The sequence below is a fragment of the Sphaerisporangium dianthi genome (assembly GCF_042654065.1).
GTDB lineage: Bacteria > Actinomycetota > Actinomycetes > Streptosporangiales > Streptosporangiaceae > Sphaerisporangium > Sphaerisporangium dianthi.
In genome coordinates this window covers 60,865-79,616 of sequence record NZ_JBHSFP010000039.1, presented here as the reverse complement: position 1 = coordinate 79,616, position 18,752 = coordinate 60,865, and the positions used below count along the sequence as shown (strand labels likewise).

At 70.4% G+C, this 18,752-nt stretch carries 21 protein-coding genes; 10 read left to right on the top strand and 11 right to left on the bottom strand.

What is annotated here, in order from left to right; translation table 11 throughout:
* Positions 1–219: 219 nt before the first annotated feature.
* Positions 220–645: a nuclear transport factor 2 family protein gene (locus ACFO60_RS35620; RefSeq protein ID WP_380849990.1), complete on the bottom strand. Its 426-nt coding sequence runs from the start codon at positions 643–645 to the stop codon at positions 220–222.
* Between the two features lie 96 nt (positions 646–741).
* Between ACFO60_RS35620 and ACFO60_RS35615 the strand changes: the two genes are divergently transcribed.
* On the top strand, positions 742–1,293 hold the full coding sequence (locus ACFO60_RS35615; RefSeq protein ID WP_380849987.1) for an SbtR family transcriptional regulator: 552 nt from the start codon (positions 742–744) through the stop codon (positions 1,291–1,293).
* Positions 1,294–1,601: 308 nt separating this feature from the next.
* Complete coding sequence (locus ACFO60_RS35610) at positions 1,602–3,317, top strand: substrate-binding domain-containing protein (protein ID WP_380849984.1); 1,716 nt, start codon at positions 1,602–1,604, stop codon at positions 3,315–3,317.
* A gap of 74 nt (positions 3,318–3,391) precedes the next feature.
* Here the strand turns inward: ACFO60_RS35610 and ACFO60_RS35605 are convergent, their stop codons facing one another.
* Positions 3,392–3,892, bottom strand: a complete 501-nt coding sequence (locus ACFO60_RS35605; RefSeq protein ID WP_380849981.1) for an Lrp/AsnC family transcriptional regulator — start codon at positions 3,890–3,892, stop codon at positions 3,392–3,394.
* Between the two features lie 256 nt (positions 3,893–4,148).
* Here ACFO60_RS35605 and ACFO60_RS35600 point away from each other — a divergent pair, with 256 nt between their 5' ends.
* A complete protein-coding gene (locus tag ACFO60_RS35600; protein ID WP_380849978.1) occupies positions 4,149–5,051 on the top strand; it encodes a phenylalanine 4-monooxygenase in 903 nt (300 codons plus the stop codon).
* Positions 5,052–5,190: 139 nt separating this feature from the next.
* Here the strand turns inward: ACFO60_RS35600 and ACFO60_RS35595 are convergent, their stop codons facing one another.
* Genes ACFO60_RS35595 through pstS form a run of 5 tightly spaced genes read right to left on the bottom strand, consistent with a single transcriptional unit; the run spans position 5,191 to position 9,694 of the window.
* Positions 5,191–5,907 carry a response regulator transcription factor gene (locus ACFO60_RS35595; RefSeq protein ID WP_380849975.1) on the bottom strand — a complete coding sequence of 239 codons (717 nt, stop codon included), beginning with the start codon at positions 5,905–5,907 and terminating at the stop codon, positions 5,191–5,193.
* A gap of 21 nt (positions 5,908–5,928) precedes the next feature.
* Positions 5,929–6,705: a phosphate ABC transporter ATP-binding protein PstB gene (gene pstB, locus ACFO60_RS35590; RefSeq protein WP_380849972.1), complete on the bottom strand. Its 777-nt coding sequence runs from the start codon at positions 6,703–6,705 to the stop codon at positions 5,929–5,931.
* A gap of 13 nt (positions 6,706–6,718) precedes the next feature.
* Positions 6,719–7,609 carry a phosphate ABC transporter permease PstA gene (gene pstA, locus ACFO60_RS35585; protein ID WP_380849970.1) on the bottom strand — a complete coding sequence of 297 codons (891 nt, stop codon included), beginning with the start codon at positions 7,607–7,609 and terminating at the stop codon, positions 6,719–6,721.
* Positions 7,606–8,586 (bottom strand): phosphate ABC transporter permease subunit PstC, encoded by a 981-nt coding sequence (gene pstC, locus ACFO60_RS35580; RefSeq protein WP_380849967.1) that lies wholly within the window; start codon positions 8,584–8,586, stop codon positions 7,606–7,608. Before pstC ends, pstA begins: the two co-directional genes overlap by 4 nt.
* A 4-nt stretch (positions 8,587–8,590) precedes the next feature.
* Positions 8,591–9,694 carry a phosphate ABC transporter substrate-binding protein PstS gene (gene pstS, locus ACFO60_RS35575; RefSeq protein ID WP_380849964.1) on the bottom strand — a complete coding sequence of 368 codons (1,104 nt, stop codon included), beginning with the start codon at positions 9,692–9,694 and terminating at the stop codon, positions 8,591–8,593.
* A 214-nt stretch (positions 9,695–9,908) separates the two neighbouring features.
* Here pstS and ACFO60_RS35570 point away from each other — a divergent pair, with 214 nt between their 5' ends.
* Positions 9,909–10,391 (top strand): low molecular weight protein-tyrosine-phosphatase, encoded by a 483-nt coding sequence (locus tag ACFO60_RS35570; protein ID WP_380849961.1) that lies wholly within the window; start codon positions 9,909–9,911, stop codon positions 10,389–10,391.
* Between the two features lie 298 nt (positions 10,392–10,689).
* On the opposite strand, the gene hisN is transcribed toward ACFO60_RS35570, so the two are convergent.
* The 3 genes from hisN to aroA form a co-directional block, all read right to left on the bottom strand.
* Positions 10,690–11,475, bottom strand: coding sequence for a histidinol-phosphatase (hisN, locus tag ACFO60_RS35565; protein ID WP_380849958.1), 786 nt, complete (start codon positions 11,473–11,475; stop codon positions 10,690–10,692).
* Between the two features lie 183 nt (positions 11,476–11,658).
* Positions 11,659–12,729, bottom strand: a complete 1,071-nt coding sequence (gene rsgA / locus ACFO60_RS35560) for a ribosome small subunit-dependent GTPase A (RefSeq protein WP_380849955.1) — start codon at positions 12,727–12,729, stop codon at positions 11,659–11,661.
* Positions 12,699–13,976 carry a 3-phosphoshikimate 1-carboxyvinyltransferase gene (gene aroA, locus ACFO60_RS35555; protein ID WP_380849952.1) on the bottom strand — a complete coding sequence of 426 codons (1,278 nt, stop codon included), beginning with the start codon at positions 13,974–13,976 and terminating at the stop codon, positions 12,699–12,701. The genes rsgA and aroA overlap by 31 nt, the downstream gene beginning before the upstream one ends.
* A 112-nt stretch (positions 13,977–14,088) precedes the next feature.
* Between aroA and ACFO60_RS35550 the strand changes: the two genes are divergently transcribed.
* Together ACFO60_RS35550 and ACFO60_RS35545 are read left to right on the top strand one after the other, a co-directional pair.
* The gene (locus tag ACFO60_RS35550) at positions 14,089–14,937 is read left to right on the top strand and encodes an SOS response-associated peptidase (RefSeq protein ID WP_380849950.1); all 849 of its coding nucleotides are present in this window, start codon (positions 14,089–14,091) and stop codon (positions 14,935–14,937) included.
* 236 nt (positions 14,938–15,173) lie between these two features.
* Positions 15,174–15,506: a TraR/DksA family transcriptional regulator gene (locus tag ACFO60_RS35545; RefSeq protein WP_380849947.1), complete on the top strand. Its 333-nt coding sequence runs from the start codon at positions 15,174–15,176 to the stop codon at positions 15,504–15,506.
* 24 nt (positions 15,507–15,530) lie between these two features.
* Here ACFO60_RS35545 and ACFO60_RS35540 read toward each other — a convergent pair whose 3' ends face one another.
* Positions 15,531–16,277 (bottom strand): class I SAM-dependent methyltransferase, encoded by a 747-nt coding sequence (locus tag ACFO60_RS35540; protein ID WP_380849944.1) that lies wholly within the window; start codon positions 16,275–16,277, stop codon positions 15,531–15,533.
* A gap of 235 nt (positions 16,278–16,512) precedes the next feature.
* Between ACFO60_RS35540 and ACFO60_RS35535 the strand changes: the two genes are divergently transcribed.
* From ACFO60_RS35535 to ACFO60_RS35520, 4 genes are all read left to right on the top strand, one after another.
* Positions 16,513–17,118 (top strand): sigma-70 family RNA polymerase sigma factor, encoded by a 606-nt coding sequence (locus ACFO60_RS35535; RefSeq protein WP_380849996.1) that lies wholly within the window; start codon positions 16,513–16,515, stop codon positions 17,116–17,118.
* Between the two features lie 79 nt (positions 17,119–17,197).
* A complete protein-coding gene (gene rsrA / locus ACFO60_RS35530; RefSeq protein WP_380849941.1) occupies positions 17,198–17,467 on the top strand; it encodes a mycothiol system anti-sigma-R factor in 270 nt (89 codons plus the stop codon).
* Positions 17,468–17,565: 98 nt separating this feature from the next.
* Positions 17,566–18,498, top strand: a complete 933-nt coding sequence (locus ACFO60_RS35525) for an NAD-dependent epimerase/dehydratase family protein (RefSeq protein WP_380849938.1) — start codon at positions 17,566–17,568, stop codon at positions 18,496–18,498.
* Between the two features lie 117 nt (positions 18,499–18,615).
* The gene (locus ACFO60_RS35520) at positions 18,616–18,738 is read left to right on the top strand and encodes a hypothetical protein (RefSeq protein ID WP_380849935.1); all 123 of its coding nucleotides are present in this window, start codon (positions 18,616–18,618) and stop codon (positions 18,736–18,738) included.
* Positions 18,739–18,752: the final 14 nt, after the last annotated feature.

Genomic DNA, 18,752 nt, shown 5'->3' with positions numbered 1-18,752 from the left:
AGCTTTCCAGCGCCGATGGTACTGCACCGGGGACGGTGTGGGAGAGTAGGACACCGCCGGACAAAATTTTATAGGTAGACAGTATGCAGGGAGAGCCATCCACGGTGTGGGTGGCTTTCCTGCGTTTACCGGCCTTTTCTGGCTTCGCGACCTTCCCCCGCTCGGTGCCCGTCTCGCTCTGCGCTTGCGGGGGAGGGGCGCCAGGCGAGGGCCGGCCGGTCACCCTGCCGCGAGCAGGGCCATCGCCGCGGGATTCTGGTACTCGCGCCACAGCGCGACGCGTCCGTCCCGGACCTGCACCACCACCGCGAAGGGGGCCGCGGCGCGTAAACCGTCGGCCTTGCGGACCGCCTCCACCTCGTACTCGACGATGGCGACCTGCGGGTCGGCCGTCTCGTGGACGACCACATCGCGCACGGCGGTGAACCGGATGCGTTCCAGCAGCGCCTCCCGCCGCGGGACGGCCGACGAGGCGAACGCCTCCCGTCCCTCCATCCGCCGCAGGGCCCCAGGCGGGGCGAACGGGCTCTCGACCACGCCGTCGTCGGCGAGGAACCTCTCCAGCCCGGCCGATGTCCCCGCCAGCAGGTAGTCCCGGAATCGTTCGAACGCCTCACGCGGCCCTGCCAGCGCGGTTTCGTCCACTCCAGTCACCGTACACTCCTAAGATGAGTTGCCACTCATGTTTCCGTGGTCCAAATTATGAGTCGCCACTCATGTTGTCAATGTCCGGAGTCTCCCGTGTCTGAGCCGCCGCTTCGCGCCGACGCCCGCCGCAACCGGGCCCGCATCCTCACCGCCGCCGCCGAGGTCTTCGACGAGCACGGCACGTCCGCGTCGACCGAGGAGGTCGCGCGACGCGCGGGTGTCGCCATCGGCACGGTCTTCCGGCACTTCCCCACGAAGGCCGACCTGCTCGCGGCGATCATGAAGGAACTGCAGGACCTGCTCGCCACGCGAGCCGAGACGCTTGCCGCCGAGGGCGATCCCAAGGCGCTGTTCACGTTCTTCGCCCAAGTCGTCGAGCACGCGGCCGGCGCGCGCACAGTGGTCCACCTTCTCGCCGCCGACGGTACGGACGTGGACGTCGATCGCCAGGTCGCCGGCCTCCGCGAGGCTCTCGACTCCCTGCTCACGCGAGCTCGGCAGACGGGTGCGGTCCGCGCCGAGGTGCGGCTCGACGAGGTCATCGCCCTGCTCACCGCCGCCTGCCACGGCGCGCTGGCCGCGGGATGGGCGCCCGACCTTCGTCACCGCACCGTCGCCCGGCTCCTGGACGGTCTACGCCCCTGACTCCCGGGTAACGGCCTGGACGGGCATCCTGACAATCGGAGTCAATCCGTTACTCGGCCGGTTCTTCGGAGCGGCGGTCGGCGGCTGAGGGACACGCTACGCTTCCCGATACCCGGGGGAGATCTTCGCTGAGTGTCCTTTGTTGGCCTTAAGGGCGTGACGTCGTGATAGGCAGGCATCGCAATCCGGATCCCCTCGACGGTGACGCACGGGACGGAGAAGCGCCATCCTGGCGCGACCGGTTCGCGGGTGCACTCGAAGCCCTGCGAACGGCCGGTCCGCTGGCCACCGCCAGAAGGCGGGCGGTCGTGGCACTCGGCCTGGGCGCGGTCCTGCTCGCATCGTTGGTGGGTGGGGCGTACGCGCTGGTCAGCCGCTCGATGTGCGCCGAGCGTCCGCAGTTGCGGGTGACGGCCACGCCCGAGATCGGCCCCGCGCTCGCGGAGGTGGCGGAGAGGTACGGGCAAGAGGGCGGCTGCGCCTCGGTGTCGGTGAACACGGGAGGCTCGGCCGACGTGGCCGACGAGCTGGCGCTGCGCAAGAACCTCGTGGACGTCTGGGTGCCCGACGCGTCGGTGTGGGTGGACCTCGCCAAGGTGCGGGGAGCCGACCGCACGCTGTTCTCCCCGGGCGCGTCGATCGCCCGCTCACCGGTGATCATGGGGGTGACGGACGGCACGGCGGCCAAGCTCGCCGAGGGGGACCCCCATGGCGATGACTCCGGCCGCGGTGCCGATGGTGACAAGGACGCCAAGGAGGGTTCCGGCGAGGTGACGCCCCGCGCCGCGGAGGCGTCGTGGATGTTGCTGGTTCCCACCTCGGCGACCAAGAAGAGATTGCCGAAGGCGTCCACGACCTTGCCGGATCCCAGCAGGTTCGCGTCGGGGCTGGCGGTGCTGGACGCGCTCAATTCCGTGGTGGCGGACCGGCCCGCCGCACTGAAGATCGTCGAGGGCATGACGACCAACCTGAAGCGGTCCATACTCCCCTCTCGCGAGGCGCTGTTCGACCTCCTGGAGCGGCCGGACAAGGGCACGGATCCGATCATCGTGGACAGCGAGCAGGCCATCTGGCGTCACAACGACGCACGCGCGAAGCCGCAGGTCATGGGCCTCTATCCCAGCGAGGGGACGCTCGCCCTGGACTACCCCTACGTCCCGACGACCAAGGACGCCGCCAAGCTCAGGGCCGCCGAGGACTTCCACAGGGCGGTGCTGTCGGACATGGGACGTGCGCTGTTGCAGGCGTCGGGATTCCGCGACCCGTCAGGCAGGGCGGGAGCGGCGATGGACGAGCGGCACGGTGTGCGCGCCGAACCTCCGCGCGAGATCAGCGCCCCGATCGCCATGACGAGGCTGCGTTCGTTGCTGTCGATGCGGCTGCTGCTCGCCGACACGCGCACTCTGCTGATGGTGGATGTCAGCCGTTCCATGGCGAAGAAGGTCCCGGGGACGGGGGACACGCGCATGGGCGCCATGGCGAAGGCCGCGGAGGCGGGTGTCCGCGGTCTGCCGCAGGGCAGCGACATCGGCCTGTGGGTCTTCGCGACCGGCCTGGACGGCGACAAGGACTACAAGGAACTGGTGCCGGTCGGCCCGCTGCGGGAGAACGCGTCTGAGATCACCCGGGCTCTGCGCAAGCTGCCCGGCCACACCAAGGGCGACACCGGTCTCTACGACTCGCTGCTGGCGGCGTTCCGCTCGGCCTCGGAGCACCAGGTCGAGAACATGCTGAGCTCGATCATCCTGTTCACGGACGGCCGCGACGACGACCGTCGCGGCATCTCCCTGCAGGAGTTGCTGACCGCGCTGCAGAAGGAGTTCGACCCCGGCCGGCCCGTGACCATCACGCTGATCGGGTTCGGCGAGAAGGCCGACTTGGGGAAGCTGAAGCAGATCGCCCAGGTGACGAACGGCGCCGCGATGGTGGCCAAGACGTTCGACCAGGCACAGCAGATCTTCCTCCAGGCCCTCACCAACCGGGTGTGCCTGGACAGGGAGAGATGCGCCTCGCAGGAGGGCTGAACCTGAGGGCTCCCGCCCGGGTTCCCCTCGCCGGTTTCGCGGGCCGGGATCGCCTGGCCGTTCGCCGGCGGCCGTCAGGAGCCGATGCCGGGGTCGGGTCGGGCGGCGGCTCCCAGGAGGGGCTCGATGCGGTAGGGGATCTGCGTCGACAGCGCGATGGTGGTGTCGGTGCGCTGGACGGCCGGTGACGCCAGGACCCGGGCGATGATCTCCTGAAGCTGGACGGTGGAGCGCGCTACCACGCGGCAGAGCAGGTCGGCCTGGCCACTGGTCCCGTATACCTCCAGGATCTCCGGGACGGCCTCCAGGGCCTGTACGGCCTCTCTCAGCCTGCCCTGGGAGATCTGCAGGGACACGAAGGCGAGGATGGGATATCCCATCCCGGCGGGCACGACCGTCGGCCCGAAGTCGCCGATGACGCCGCGGGCGACGAGCTTGTCGACGCGGGCCTGCACGGTGCCACGAGCGACTCCGAGCAACCGCGCCAGCTCGGTCAGGCCGATGCGCGGATGTGCCCGCATGGTGGCGAGAAGCCGGCCGTCCAGAGGATCGACGGGGCCGTGAGCCGTAGGCATGGCCCGAGAGTACGGCCTGCCACGGCCGTGGGCCACGGCCCGCCCCGGCCGGCGGCAGCGGCTGAGGTGGACGGCCGGCGGTGGCGCTGGGGGAGGACCGGCGTGGCGCTGGGAGGAGGGCCCGGTTTCGAGGGATGGCGGGAAGCTGAGCGGATCGACCAGTGTTCGGGGCGCCGGAGGCAGGGGTTCTGGCCGATATGACTATCAGAATTGGCCGCTCTTGCCAGCAAAACCCCTGATTGCCGATATTTCTGTCATGTTCGAAGAAGCGCAGTACTTTGCCCCGGTGGCGACACGGGAGGACGGGTCCGTCGTCGTCGAGTTGGCCGCAGGCCACCCGGGGGTCGCCGACCCGGCCTACCGCGAGCGCCGCAACGCCATCGCCGCTCTCGCGCTGAACCACGTCGCGGGCGAGCCGATCCCGGCGGTCGCCTACACCGAGCGGGAGCACGAGGTGTGGGCGCTGGTCACGCGCGAGCTCGCGGTCAAGCACCGCAAGTACGCGGCGACGGAGTACCTGCGCGGCTGCGAGCGACTCGGGCTGCCCGCCGACCGGATCCCGCAGCTCCAGGAGGTCGGCGACCTGCTCGCGCCGCTGACCGGGTTCCGGTACCTCCCGGCCGCCGGGCTCGTGCCGCTCCGCGACTTCTACGGCGTGCTGGCGGACGGCCTGTTCCACTCGACGCAGTACATCCGCCACCATTCGGTGCCGTTCTACACTCCCGAGCCGGACGTGATCCACGAGGTGATCGGGCACGCCAACGCGCTCGCGCACGACGGCTTCGCCCGGCTCTACAGGCTCGCCGGCGCGGCGGCCCGCAGGGTGGAGACGCAGGAGGCGCTGGAGTTCGTCTCCAAGGTGTTCTGGTTCACCATGGAGTTCGGCGTCCTCGCCGAGGGCGGCGAGGACCGCGCGTACGGCGCGGGGATCCTCTCCTCCTACGGCGAGGTCGAGGAGTTCCGCGGCATGGACATCCGCCCGCTCGACATCGCCGCCATGGGGACCACCGCGTACGACATCACCAAGTACCAGGACGTGCTGTTCCGCGCGGAGTCGTTCTCCCAGCTGGAGGACGTCGTGGGCGCGTTCTGGGAGAGCTGTGACGACGAGGCGGTCTCCCGCCTCGCCGCCGGCCACGCGGCCGCGACCCGCGCCTGACCGCCGCCCTCGGTCGCGACCCGCGCCTGACCGCCGCCCTCGGCCGCGACCCGCGCCTGACCGCCGCCCTCGGCCGTGGCCGGCCGTCCCGGCCGCCGGCCGGTGTGGCCGGATCGTCCGGCCGGTGGTCGCCTCCTGGTCAGACCGGGGTCACCAAGCGGTAGCCGACCCCGCGTACGGTCTGTATCAGCTGGTCGTCGTCGTCACCGAGGCGGGCGCGCAGGCGCTTGACGTGCACCGCGATGGTGTTGGTCGACATGCCGTCCGCCGCGTGCCACACATGGTGCATGATCTGCTCGCGCGTCACCGTGCGGTCGGCGTGGCGCATCAGGTAGTGCAGCAGCTCGAACTCGCGTAGCGGCAGGTGGACGGGCATCCCGCTCACGCGCACCTGGTAGGCGCCGACGTCGAGCTCGACGCCTCCCACGGTGAGCACTCCGCGCAGCCCGGCGTCCCCCGGGAAGGTCGCCTGGACGAGCGGCAGCAGCTCGGGTACGCGATAGGGCCGGGCGACGCACGCGGTGGCGCCCGCCGCCAGAGCCTGGACGGCCTGCTCGGCATGCCCCTCTCCGACGCCGAGCAGCACCGGCACGGTCCTGGCGAGCCGGACCGCCCGCACGAATTCGACCGGCCCGATGACCGGCAGGGTGGCGCTCACGAGCACCACGTCCGGGCGGAGCGCGCCCGCCTGGAGGAGGGCCTGCGCGCCGTCGGGGACGCCGGTCACGTAGACGCCCTCGCGCTCGAGCGCCGAGGCCAGTTCCCTGACCATGCCGGCGTCAGGATCGGCAACCAGCAGCATGGGCGCCGGCCGAGTGTCCCCGTCCACTTCAGGTGCCGCCTGCGGCTGGCTCACACCATCTCCTTTACGAGCGGGTCATCCGAAGCGTCCGGTGATGTAGTCCTCGGTCGCCTTCTGGGTGGGGTTGGTGAAGATCTTCGAGGTGTCGTCCATCTCGACCAGCTTGCCGGGCTGGCCCTGGCCGGCCAGGTTGAAGAAGGCCGTCCTGTCGCTGACTCGCGCCGCCTGCTGCATGTTGTGCGTGACGATCACGATCGTGTAGTCGTTCTTGAGCTTGCTGATCAGGTCCTCGATCGCCAGCGTCGAGATGGGGTCCAGCGCCGAGCAGGGCTCGTCCATGAGCAGGACGGCGGGACTCACCGCGATCGCCCTGGCGATGCAGAGGCGCTGCTGCTGGCCGCCGGACAGGCCGGAACCGGGCTTGTTGAGCCGGTCCTTGACCTCGTTCCACAGGTTGGCGTCCTTGAGCGAGGTCTCCACGACGCCGTCGGTCTCGGACCGGGAGACCCGGCCGTTGAGACGCAGGCCGGCCGCGACGTTGTCGTAGATGGACATCGTCGGGAACGGGTTGGGCCGCTGGAAGACCATGCCGACGGTCCGCCGCACCGAGACGGGGTCGACGTCGCCCGCGTACAGGTCCTGGTCCTCCAGCATGATCTTGCCTTCGACGCGGGCGCCCGGGATGACCTCGTGCATGCGGTTGAGCGTGCGCAGGAACGTCGACTTGCCGCAGCCCGACGGGCCGATGAAGGCGGTGACCGAGCGCGGCTCGATCGTCATCGTGATGCCTTCGATCGCCTTGTGCGATCCGTAGTACGCGTCGAGGTCGGACACCTCGATCTGCTTGGCCATTGTCGATATCCCCTTATCGGCCCTTGGCGGGCGAGCGCCACCAGCTGATGAGGCGCGCCACCAGGTTGAGCAGCATGACGATCAGGATGAGGGTGAGCGCGCCGGTCCAGGCCCGGTCGGTCGCGGTGATGTTCGGCCGCTGCGCCTGGTCGAAGACGTACAGCGGGAGACCCATCTGCGGCCCCTTGAAGGGGTCGGAGTTGATGGAGTCGGTGATGAAGACGGTGAGCAGCAGCGGGGCGGTCTCGCCCGAGACGCGGGCGATGGCCAGCATGACGCCGGTGACGATGCCGGTGAACGCCGTCGGCAGCACGACCCGCAGGATCGTCTTCCACTTGGGGACGCCCAGGGCGTAGGCCGCCTCGCGCAGCTCGTTCGGCACCAGCCGCAGCATCTCCTCGGCGGCGCGGACGACCGTGGGCATCATCAGGATGGACAGGGCCAGCGCCCCGGCGAACCCGGAGTAGCCGAGGCCGAGGATCAGCACCCAGAACGCCAGGACGAACAGACCGGCCACGACCGACGGGATGCCGGTCATGACGTCGACGAAGAAGCTGATGGAACGGGCGAGACGCCTGCCGGGGCCGTACTCCACCAGGTAGATCGCCGTGAGCAGGCCGATCGGCACCGAGATCGCCGTGGCCAGGCCGACCTGTTCGAGCGTGCCGAGGATGGCGTGGTAGGCGCCTCCGTCGGCGTCGCGCGGGCCGATGTTGCGCATCGAGTGGGTCAGGAACTCGAGGTCGAAACGCTTGATCCCGTTCGTGACCACCATCCAGATGACCGAGATCAGCGGGACGACGGCGACGGCGAACGCCAGCCAGACCAGGCCCTGGACGACCCGGTTCTTCAGGCGCCGGCCGAACGAGACCGGAGCGAGGACGACGGTGGACGACACGGTCATGCGGCGGCCCTCGAGTACTCCTTGCGGCGCGCGATGATCAGTCGGGCGGCCATGTTGACGACCAGGGTGATCACGAACAGCACCAGACCGGAGGCGATCAGCGCGCCCTGACCGATGGCGGTCGCCTCGCCGAACCCGTTGGCGATGTTCGCGGCGATGCTGTTGCCGTTGCCGGTCAGCACCTGGAAGGAGATGGTGAAGGTGGCGGGGAAGATGAGCGCGACCGCGATGGTCTCGCCCATGGCGCGCCCGAGGCCCAGCATGGCCGCGCTGATGACGCCGGGACGCCCGAAGGGCAGCACCGACATCCGGATCATCTCCCAGCGGGTGGCGCCCAGGGCCAGCGAGGCCTCCTCCAGCATGGTGGGAGCCTGGAGGAACACCTCACGGGAGATCGCCGCGATGATCGGCAGGATCATGATCGCGAGCACGACGGACCCGGTGAGGATCGACTTGGAGTTCACCGAGTCGCCCGAGAACAGCGGGAACCAGCCGAAGTAGGTGTTGAGGAACTCCGACGGGCCCTTCATGAACGGGACCAGGAAGATGATGCCCCACAGGCCGTAGACGACGCTGGGAACCGCGGCCAGCAGGTCGATGATGTAGCCGAGCACGCCGGCGAGGCGGCGCGGCGCGTAGTGGGAGATGAACAGCGCCACTCCGACCGCGACCGGAAGCGCCATGATCAGGGCCAGGAACGAGCTGATCACGGTGCCGAACGCAAGGGCGGCGATGCCGAAGGCCGGTGGGGTGGCGTTGGGGGTCCAGACCCTCTCGGTGAGGAAGTGAGAGCTGTTGGCCTGGAGGGCGGGAACGGCCTTCACGATGAGGAAGACCGCGATCGCCGCCATGATCGCGAGCAACAGGATGCCGGCGCCGGTCGTCGCGTACCGGAAGGGGCCTTCACCGCGACTGCGCCGGAAGGCGGACCGGCCCATGGCCGGCCCGCCTTCGCGTTCACGAAGTGACGTGGCCATCGAGTTAGGAGATCGCCTCGACGGCGGTGCGCACCTTGGTCACCAGGCTGGCCGGCAGCGGCGCGTAGCCCAGGCTCGTGAGAGCCGACTGGCCCTCGTCGCTCGCGGTGTAGGTGAGGAAGGACTTGACGAGCTTGGAGTCGTCGGCCGACAGGCCCTTCTCACAGGTGATCTCGTAGGTCACCAGGACGATCGGGTAGGCGCCCGCCGCGCTGGTGGCGTAGTCGATCGACAGCTTCAGGTCGTTGCCGGTGCCCTCGACCTTGGCGGCCTCGACCGTCTTGGCCGCGCTCTCCGGAGTGAGCTCGACGAACTCGCCCGAGCCGTTGGCGACCTTGGCCTTGGTCAGGCCGGAGTTCTCCGCGTAGGAGAGCTCGACGTAGCTGATCGAGCCCTCGGCGCCCTTGACGGCCTGCGCGATGCCGTCGGAGCCCTTGGCGCCAAGGCCCTTGGCCTCGGCCGGGAACGCCTTGGCCGGCTCGTACGGCCACTCGGCCGTGGCCTTGAGGAACTTGGTGAAGTTGTCGCTCGTGCCGGACTCGTCCGAGCGGTGGTACGCCTGGATGGCGGTCGACGGCAGCTTGGCGTCGGGGTTGTCCTTCGCGATGGCCGGGTCGTCCCACTTGGTGATCTTGCTGCTGAAGATGTCACCGATGGTCTTCGGCGAGAGCTGCAGACCGTCGACACCCGGGAGGTTGTAGACGACGGCGACCGGGCCGATCACCATGGGAAGGTTGATCGCCTTGCCGGTCTTGCAGCGCGCGTCGGCCTGGGCGGGCTCGCCCTTGTCTTCCTTCAGGGCCGAGTCCGAGCCGGCGAAGGCGATGGTGCCCTGGATGAAGGACTGGACGCCGGCGCCCGAACCGCTGGGCTGGTAGTTGATGCTCACACCGGGGTTCGCCGACTGGAACGACTTCTTCCACTCGGCGATGGCGTTCGCCTGCGCCGAGGAGCCGGCCGCGTTGATGGTGCCGCTGACGCCACTGCCCGCGGTGCTCGCGGGGGCAGCGGCGGCGTCCGTGCCACCGGCGTTGTTGTCGGTGCCGCACGCAGCGAGCGAAAGCACGCCGGCGATGGCGGCTACGGCGAGCCGGCCTGCATACTTCACGGTTGTTGTCCTTCCACGTTGTTCTCTTAACGGGTAGGACGGTAGGCAGCGAAGATGACTTGATTCCCGGTTCAAGGTGAACGAGGAATGAACGAGTCAGGTCGCTATCGTGGTGAACGCCCCAAGGTGCTCTACCTGCTCATGGTGATCGGGTCATGACGGACCCGCCTTCGCGTGGCGCGAGCACGGGCGCGCGTGGCACATCATGGCGTTCATGACACGTGTATGCCTGGTGTGCATGGGGAACATCTGCCGCTCACCGATGGCCGAGGTCGTGCTCAGGCAGGCGCTGGAGGACCACGGTCTGGCCGGGTCGGTCACCGTCGACAGCGCCGGCACCGGTGGGTGGCACGCGGGCATGCCCATGGACGAGCGCGCGCTCTCGGCGCTGACCTCCCACGGGTACGACGGCTCGCGCCACCGGGCGCGGCGGTTCGAGCCCGGGTGGTTCGCCGAACGCGACCTGGTGCTCGCCATGGACGCCGACAACCTCGGCGCGCTGCGCAGGCTGGCGCCCGCCGGGGCCGACGTGCGGCTGTTCCGGTCGTTCGACCCGGCCGCTCCCGAGGGCGCCGAGGTGCCCGACCCGTACTACGGCGGCGCCGACGGCTTCCTCGAGGTCCTCGCCATGGTCGAGGCGGCCTCGGAGGGCGTCGTGAAGCATCTGCGTGAACGCCTCGCGGCCTCGGATGGCTGATACGCGACTGTTCCCTCACCGACAGTAACGTTCGGGGGAATGTGCCGTAGCGTCGTGGGCAAGCCGGCAGGACAGCCGAGGAGGGTGGGCGATGCTCCCAGGGTGCGGTAACTGCGATTGCTACCTCGACGACCGGGTCATCTCACGGCCCCCGGAAGAGCACTGACGACCGGGTCGTCCCAGGGCCGCCGGCAGAGGGCCGACGAGCAGGTCGTTCCCAGGGCCGCCGGCAGAGGGCCGACGGCCGGGGCGTTCCACGTCCCCCGGGAACAAGAGCGACCGACGACCGCCCGGCTCGTCAGTCGCCGAGGCGTTTGAGCACCTCCGCGTGCAGGATCGGATTGGCGCAGACCATGCTGCCGCCGTCGACGTCCTGCGCGCCGGACAGGTCGGTCCACACGCCGCCCGCCTCCTCGACGATCACCGTGAGCGCGGCCATGTCCCAGGCTGAGAGCTCGGGTTCGGCGGAGATGTCGACCGAGCCCTCGGCCACCATCATGTGCGACCAGAAGTCGCCGTAGGCGCGGGTGCGCCAGACCGTTCTGGCCAGGTCGAGGAACTCCGGAAGGCGCCCGCGCTCTTCCCAGCCGCCGAAGCTGGAGTAGGAGAACGAGGCGTCCGGCAGGCGGCTCACCGACGAGACCTGGCAACGCGAGGCCTTGGTCAGGCTGCGTCCGGTCCACGCGCCGCCCTCGCGCGCCGCCCACCAGCGGCGGCCGAGAGCCGGGGCCGACACCACGCCGACCACGACGCGCCCGTGCTCCATGAGGGCGATCAGCGTGGCCCACACCGGGACGCCGCGCACGTAGTTCTTCGTGCCGTCGATCGGGTCGATGACCCAGCAGCGGGAGCCGTACCCGCTCGTCTTGCCCATCTCTTCGCCGACGACCGCGTCACGCGGGCGGGCGCGCCGCAGCGTGCCGCGGATGGTCTCCTCCACCGCGCGGTCGGCGTCGCTCACCGGAGTGAGGTCGGGTTTGGTGTCGACCCGCAGGTCGACGGCCTTGAACCGGCGCATGGTCAGGTCGTCGGCGCTGTCGGCCATCATGTGCGCCAGGCGCAGGTCGTCGCTATAACCCGTCACAGGGACAAACGCTATCGTGCCGCCGCGCGTTTCAGCAGTCCTGATCGGCTCCGAAGCGTCGCATGCCGGTCATGCTGGGTCACTCCGGCCCACTTCGGCGCGTCGCCCCTCGCGCGCGGGCGCTCGCGGGCCCGGCGGAGCCGGCGGGCCGCCATCGGCGTCGCCCTGACGCGCGCGGGCGCCTCAGTCGTCGTCGGGGGCGCCGTCGCGGCTCGCGAGCAGGCGGCGCAGGGACGCCAGGCTCATCGGGTCGGCGTGGCCCTCGGCCACCCAGGCGTCGAGCGAGCATTCCTCGCCCCGGTGGGTGCAGCCCTTCGGGCAGTGGACGGTGCCCTCGGCCAGGGCGGGGAACGCCGCGAGCACGTTGTCGATCACCACGTGGCCGAGGCCGAAGCTGCGCACGCCGGGGGTGTCGATGATCCACCCTCCGCCGGGCAGTTCGAGGGCGACCGCCGAGCTGGAGGTGTGGCGTCCGCGCCCGGTGACCGCGTTGACGTGCGAGACGGCCCGCCCGGCGTCCGGTACCAGGCCGTTGACCAGCGTGGACTTGCCGACCCCCGAGTGGCCGACCAGCACGCTCAGCCGGTGCTCCAGCCTCTCTCGCACGAGGTCGAGGTCGCCGCCCTTGCGCACCACCAGATAGGGGACGCCGAGCGGCTCGTAGCGGGCGACGAGGTCGTCGGGGGCGGCCAGGTCGGCCTTCGTGAGGCAGAGCAGCGGCTCGATGTCGGCGTCGAACGCGGCCACCAGCAGGCGGTCGATCATGCGGGGGCGGGGCGGCGGGTCGGCCAGCGCCGTGACGATCACGAGCTGGTCGGCGTTGGCGACGATGGGGCGCTCGAGCTCGTCGGTGTCGTCGGCGCTGCGCCGCAGCATCGACGTGCGCGGCTCGAGCCGCACGATGCGCGCCAGCGTGTCGGGACGGCCGGAGGTGTCGCCGACCAGGCTGACCAGGTCGCCCACCACGATGCCCTTGCGGCCGAGCTCGCGGGCCCGCATCGCCGTCACCGGGCGCGGGGCCTCGCCGCGCCGCTTGCGGTCGCGGCCGCCGTCGACGCCCGTCTCGGTGATGTCACCGCCGACGAGGCAGGTGTAACGGCCTCGGTCGACCGCGACGACGAAGGCGGGGACGGCGTCCTCGTGCGCGGGACGCCGCCTGGTCCTCGGCCGGGACCCCTTGCCCGGCCTGACGCGGACGTCGTCCTCGTCGTACTCCCGTTTTCTCAGCGGGCTTCCTCCAGCATCAGGGCCCACATGCGGGCGAACTCGGGGAGCGTCTTGGCGGTGGTCGCTATGTCCTCGACCTGGACGCCGGGCACCGCCAGGCCGATGACCGCTCCGGCCGTGGCCATGCGGTGGTCGGCGTAGGAGCGGAAGACGCCGCCGTAGAGCGGGCGCGGCGTGATGACCAGGCCGTCTTCGGTCTCGGTCACCTCGCCGCCGAGCCCGTTGATCTCGGTGGCGAGCGCGGCGAGCCGGTCGGTCTCGTGGCCTCTCAGGTGCGCGACGCCGCGCAGGGTGCTGGGCGAGCCGGCCAGCGCGGCCAGGGCGGCGATCGTCGGGGTCAGCTCGCCGACGTCGTGCAGGTCGGCGTCGATGCCGTCGATGCGCCCCCCTCCGGTGACCTTCAGCCCGGCGGGGACGCGGGTGACGGCGGCGCCCATGCGGGCCAGCAGCGTGCGCAGCGCGTCGCCGCCCTGTGTGGTCTCGGCGGGCCAGTCGGGGATCGTGACCGTGCCCCCGGTGACCAGGGCGGCGGCCAGGAACGGGGCGGCGTTGGAGAGATCGGGTTCGACGGTGAGGTCGCGGGCGGCGATCGGGCCGGGCTCGACCCGCCAGACGTCCGGCTCGCTGTCGTCCACGCTCACCTGGGCGGCGCGCAGCATCTGCACCGTCATCTCGATGTGAGGCATGGACGGCACGGGAGGCCCGCTGTGGCGTACGGTGACGCCCTTCTCGAAGCGGGGGGCGGCCAGCAGCAGCCCCGAGACCAGTTGCGAGGAGGCGGAGGCGTCCAGGGTCACCTCGCCGCCGCTGATCGGGCCCTTGATCGTGAAGGGCAGCGCGTCGCCGGCGACCTCGGCGCCGAGGGTGCGCAGCGCGGAGAGGATCGGGCCCATCGGCCGCGTGCGGGCGTGCGGGTCTCCGTCGAAGGCCACCTCGCCGTCCGACAGCGCGGCCATGGGCGGGACGAACCGCATGACGGTGCCGGCGAGGCCCACGTCGATCGACGCGCCGCCGCGCACCCGGCTGGGGACGACGTGCCAGTCGGCGCCGGAGACGGTCTCGTTCGAGGAGGTCAGCCCGGCCCCGAGCGCGCGCAGCGCCGCGACCATCAGGTCGGCGTCGCGGCTGCGCAGCGCCTGCCGCACCGTGCCGGGACCGTTGGCCAGCGCGGCGAGCAACAGGGCGCGGTTGGTCACCGATTTGGACCCGGGCAGCCGGACGGTCGCCTCGACCGGACGGCCCGCCTCGGGCGCGTGCCACAGGGGAACTGACATGGCTCCGAGCCTACCGGGACCCTCCCCTCGGAAGGGGTGACACCCGGCCGCTGAAGCGGTGACGGCGCGAATGGAGGCGCGCGGGGCGCGCCGGTGCGGCAGTCTAGGGGGCATGTGCGGGAGATACGCGTCTGCGCGCAAGCGCCAGGAGTTGCTCGAGGAGTTCGACATAGGGGCGGACGGGACGTCCGACGAGCTGAAGCCCGACTACAACGTCGCCCCCACCAAGAAGGTCTACGCCGTGGTGGCCAGGCCGGCCGGCAAGGGGGGCGAGGGCGGCGGTGACGCCGGCGCCGGCGGTGACGCCGAGACCCCGGGCACGGGGCGCGCCGCGGCCGGTGAGGGAACCGGTCACGAGGCCCCCGGCGGAGCAGGCGACCGGTCGCCAGGGCCGGTCCGGCGGCTCGAAGTGGTCAAGTGGGGGCTGGTGCCCAGCTGGGCCAAAGATCCCTCCATCGGCTCCCGCATGATCAACGCGCGCGTCGAGACGCTCGCCGAGAAGCCGTCCTTCCGCAGGGCCTTCGCCAAGCGACGGTGCCTGCTGCCCGCCGACGGGTACTACGAGTGGTACCGGGCGGACAAGAAGACCAAGCAGCCCTACTTCATCCACCCCGAGGACGGCGGCGTGATGGCCATGGCCGGGCTGTACGAGTTCTGGAAGGACCCGTCCCGTGCGGAGGACGATCCGCTGAAGTGGCTCACCACCTGCACGGTGATCACCACGACGGCCGAGGACCACCTCGGGCACATCCACGACCGCATGCCGGTGATCATCAAGCGCGACATGTGGGCCGACTGGCTCGACCCCGGGCGCACCGACCCGGGCGAGGTGATGGGCCTGCTGAAGGACGCCCCGCCGAGCGGCCTCGCCGCCTACCCGGTGTCCAGCGAGGTCAACAGCGTCAGGAACAACGGTCCGCACCTCCTGGAGCCCGAGAGCCCCGAGACGGCGCTGTTCTGAAAGGCCGTCGGACGCCTGCGGGAGGCGCCGGGACGGCGCCGTTACGGGCGTGACACCCCGTGAAAAGGCCGCGCCACATCGGTGTAAGAACCCGGCCGATTGGGCATCCGGTGAGGAAGGCGATGACGTGCTGGCAGAGAGTCACCGCTCACAGGTGTGATCGACGCCAGGCGGGATGTCCGGGGGGTCCCGTCCCGAGCTTCACCCGTTTCCTTTCCCCCCGGAGGTGCGGATTCGTGGACGACGCGACCGCTCGCGCCCAATTGGAGAGCATGCTGGCCGAACTCGACCGGTCGATCATGGTGCTGCGTGGTGATCCCGCCGCCGTGGGAGACAGGTCGGCGGCGGACGCCGGCGCCGACCTCACCGACGCCGACCGCGCCCGTGCCATGGTCGACGTGGCCACGCGCCAGCGTACGGCCGTGGTGAAAGCCCTCGAGCGGCTGGACGCCGGGGTCTACGGCAGGTGCGTGGACTGCGACAAGCCCGTCCCGGAAGGCCGCCTTGCGGCGCGCCCCGAGGCGGCCCGCTGCGTGAGGTGCCAGAGCGAGCGCGAACGCCGCCGCTGATCACCCCAAGGCATCCCAAGCCAACTACTGCGGCCGACGGGCGCTGGCCACCAGGTGGATGCCGACGGTGTCGTCGTCGTCGGGGTGCGCGTCCAGCTCGGTACGGACGAGCCAGTTCAGCGCCCGGGTGTCGGCGGCCAGTACGTGGTCGACGGTGGAGGGCGACAGCACCGTGCGCGGCCGTATCCACTCCACCTCCAGGCCGGCGTCGCCCAGCAGTTCGCGCAGTTGGGCGCTGCTGAAGCAGCGGGTGATGCTGCCGTCGGGCCACGGCACGAGCATCACCTCACCAGTGCCCGTCTGGCACAGGTGGGCCCAGTAGTTCTGCTCCGCCATGATCGCCATGCCGAGCACGAGCGAGTCGACGCAGGCCAGCAGCCGGCCGCCCGGCTTGAGCACCCGCACGATGTCTTCGATCGTGGACTCGGCCATCAGCTCGAGCGACAGTGCGCGCTCCTCGGCGATCACCGCGTCGATCGAGGCGTCCGGCAGGAACGACAGGTCGTCGGCGCGTACCCGGCGGATGCGGTTGGAGGCGTCGCGCAGCCCGGCGGCGGAGGGACGGCGGAAGTCGACGACCTCGATGACGTGGTGGCCCGCGCCCGCCGCCTGGGCGGGCCATCGCCCGCGGCCGCCGGACAGGTCGAGGACCAGACCCGGCCGTCCGGGGAGCCACCGTTTGAGCTGCTCGGCGACGACGGCGTGGTAGAAGGTCCAGTACGGCCCGAGTGCGCCTGAGCCGTTCAGTTCGTTGGCTGGGATGGGCAGCACAATGGCTCCTGGACGGTCGGGGCTCCGGGGAATCGCTACCAGCCGGTACGTATCTTTTTCCCCGTACCGGGTCGTTCGTCACCTTCTACTTACCGGGAACAGATGCTATGCCTCGCGTGTTGCAGACGCGTGTAAACACGCGAGGAGGTTCCGTCCCATGCTGATGGCCGAGGTCGGCGATCGGGCGATCGTAGGCAAGCCGGTATTCTCGGCTGTGTACGGCGCGTATAAGGGGGTGGGTCCGGTCTCCAAGACAGCCGAGGAGACTCTGGAGCAGCGTAGTGAGCGGTTCGAGCGTGACGCCATGCCGTACCTCGATCAGCTCTACTCCGCCGCGCTCCGGATGACCAGGAATCCCGCCGATGCGGAAGACCTGCTTCAGGACACCTTCGCCAAGGCCTTCGGGTCCTTCCACCAGTTCCAGGAAGGCACCAACCTCAAGGCCTGGCTCTACCGCATCCTGACCAACACCTTCATCAACAGCTACCGCAAGAAGCAGCGGGAGCCCAAGCAGGCCGGCACCGAGGAGATCGAAGACTGGCAGCTCGCGCGTGCTGAGTCGCACACGTCGGGCGGTCTGAAGTCCGCCGAGGTCGAAGCGCTGGAGCACCTGCCTGACAGCGATGTCAAGGAAGCGCTCGCCGCCCTTCCGGAGGACTTCCGGATGGCGGTCTATCTGGCCGATGTCGAAGGTTTCCCTTACAAGGAGATCGCCGACATCATGGGCACTCCCATCGGGACCGTGATGTCCCGCCTGCACCGCGGGCGGCGCCAGCTGCGGACGCAACTCGAGGATTACGCGCGCGAGCGCGGGCTTGTGCGATCGGAGGACCCGTCGTGATGCAGAGGGGTGACAGCGGCCGCTTCCGTGGAACGGGCGGCCGTGGAGACGGCGCCGGCGCCCTGGCGGGGTGTTGATCATGAGCTGCGGCAACCCGCACGACACCGACTGCTCCGAAGTGCTGGACAAGGTGTACACCTTCCTCGACGGCGAGCTCGACGAGCGCCGCCGGTCGGACATCCGCCAGCACCTCGACGAGTGCGGTCCCTGCCTTGAGGAGTACGGGCTCGAACAGGTCGTCAAACAGCTCGTCGCCAAGCACTGCGGCTGCGACCGGGTTCCGGAGGACCTCCGTTCCAAGGTGCTCAAACGCATCGAGGCGGTCCGCGCCGAGCTCGCCACCGACTGAGCCGGTCGCGGCCTGATCCTTCCGCGGCCCGATGCGTCCGCCGCCGCGAGAGGGTCCGGCGCCGGGGACGGCGTTCGCTGATCGCCTAAGATACCGGGATGCGGCTTCTCGTAACCGGCGGTGCCGGCTTCATCGGCTCGTCCCTCGTCGACCGTCTGCTCGCGGACGGCCACGAGGTGGCGGTCGTGGACGACCTGTCCTCAGGCGACCGGGCGAACCTCGACGGCGCGGACGGGCACCCGCTGTTCCGGTTCTACGAGCTCGACGTCCGTGACCTGGCGCTGCGCGGGCTGATGGCCGAGTGGCGGCCCGAGGTGGTCTGCCACCTGGCCGCCCAGATCAGCGTCCGCGCCAGCGTCGCCGACCCGGTGCACGACGCCCGGCTCAACGTCGAGGGCACCGTCAACGTGCTGGAGGCGGCGCGCGCCGCCGGGGCGAGGAAGGCCCTGTACGCCTCCTCGGTCGCGGTGTACGGCCGTCCGGCCGTGATCCCCGTGCCGGGCGACGCCGCCACCGACGCCCGCTCGCCCTACGCGGCCTCCAAGCTGAGCGGCGAGGTCTACCTGTCGATGTTCAGGGCGCTGCACGGCCTGTCGTACACGACCCTCGTGCTGTCGAACGTCTACGGTCCGCGCCAGTCGCCCACCGGCGAGGCGGGGGTGGTGTCCATCTTCACCGACGCGCTGCTGCGCGGCTCGCCGACCGTCGTCTACGGCGACGGCTCCCAGACACGGGACTACATCTTCGTCGACGACGTCGTCGACGGCTTCGTCCGCGCGTGCGGCGAGCGCGGAAACGGGCGCAGGTTCAACCTCGGGACGGGCGTGCAGACGACCGACCGCGAGCTGCACTCCCTGGTGGCCCTCGCCGCGGGCGCGCCCGACGAGCCGAGGTTCGAGCCGGCGCGGCTCGGCGACCTGCCCGCCATGGCGGTCGACCCGGCGCCGGCGATCGACGGGCTGGGCTGGCATCCGCGCACCGACCTGCTGACCGGTCTGAAGACCACCGTCGAATGGGCCAGATCGCGTTAGCTCCGGGTAGTTGTTTGATTACGCTTTGGATGCGATTCTTCGACTTCTCATACGCGTCACCCCTGTTTCTGTAGCCTGAGTCGGGATTCAATGGGGAGGCGGCACATGGTGAAGGCAATGGCCACACGCCTGGTGGCGGCCGTGGGTTTCGGCGGCCTGGCTTGGGCTCTCGGCGCGCTGGCTCTGGTGGTTCTCACGGGGGGCGCCATCGAAGTGCCCACGGGCATCTCGTGGACCTGAGCGGTGCCCGAGAC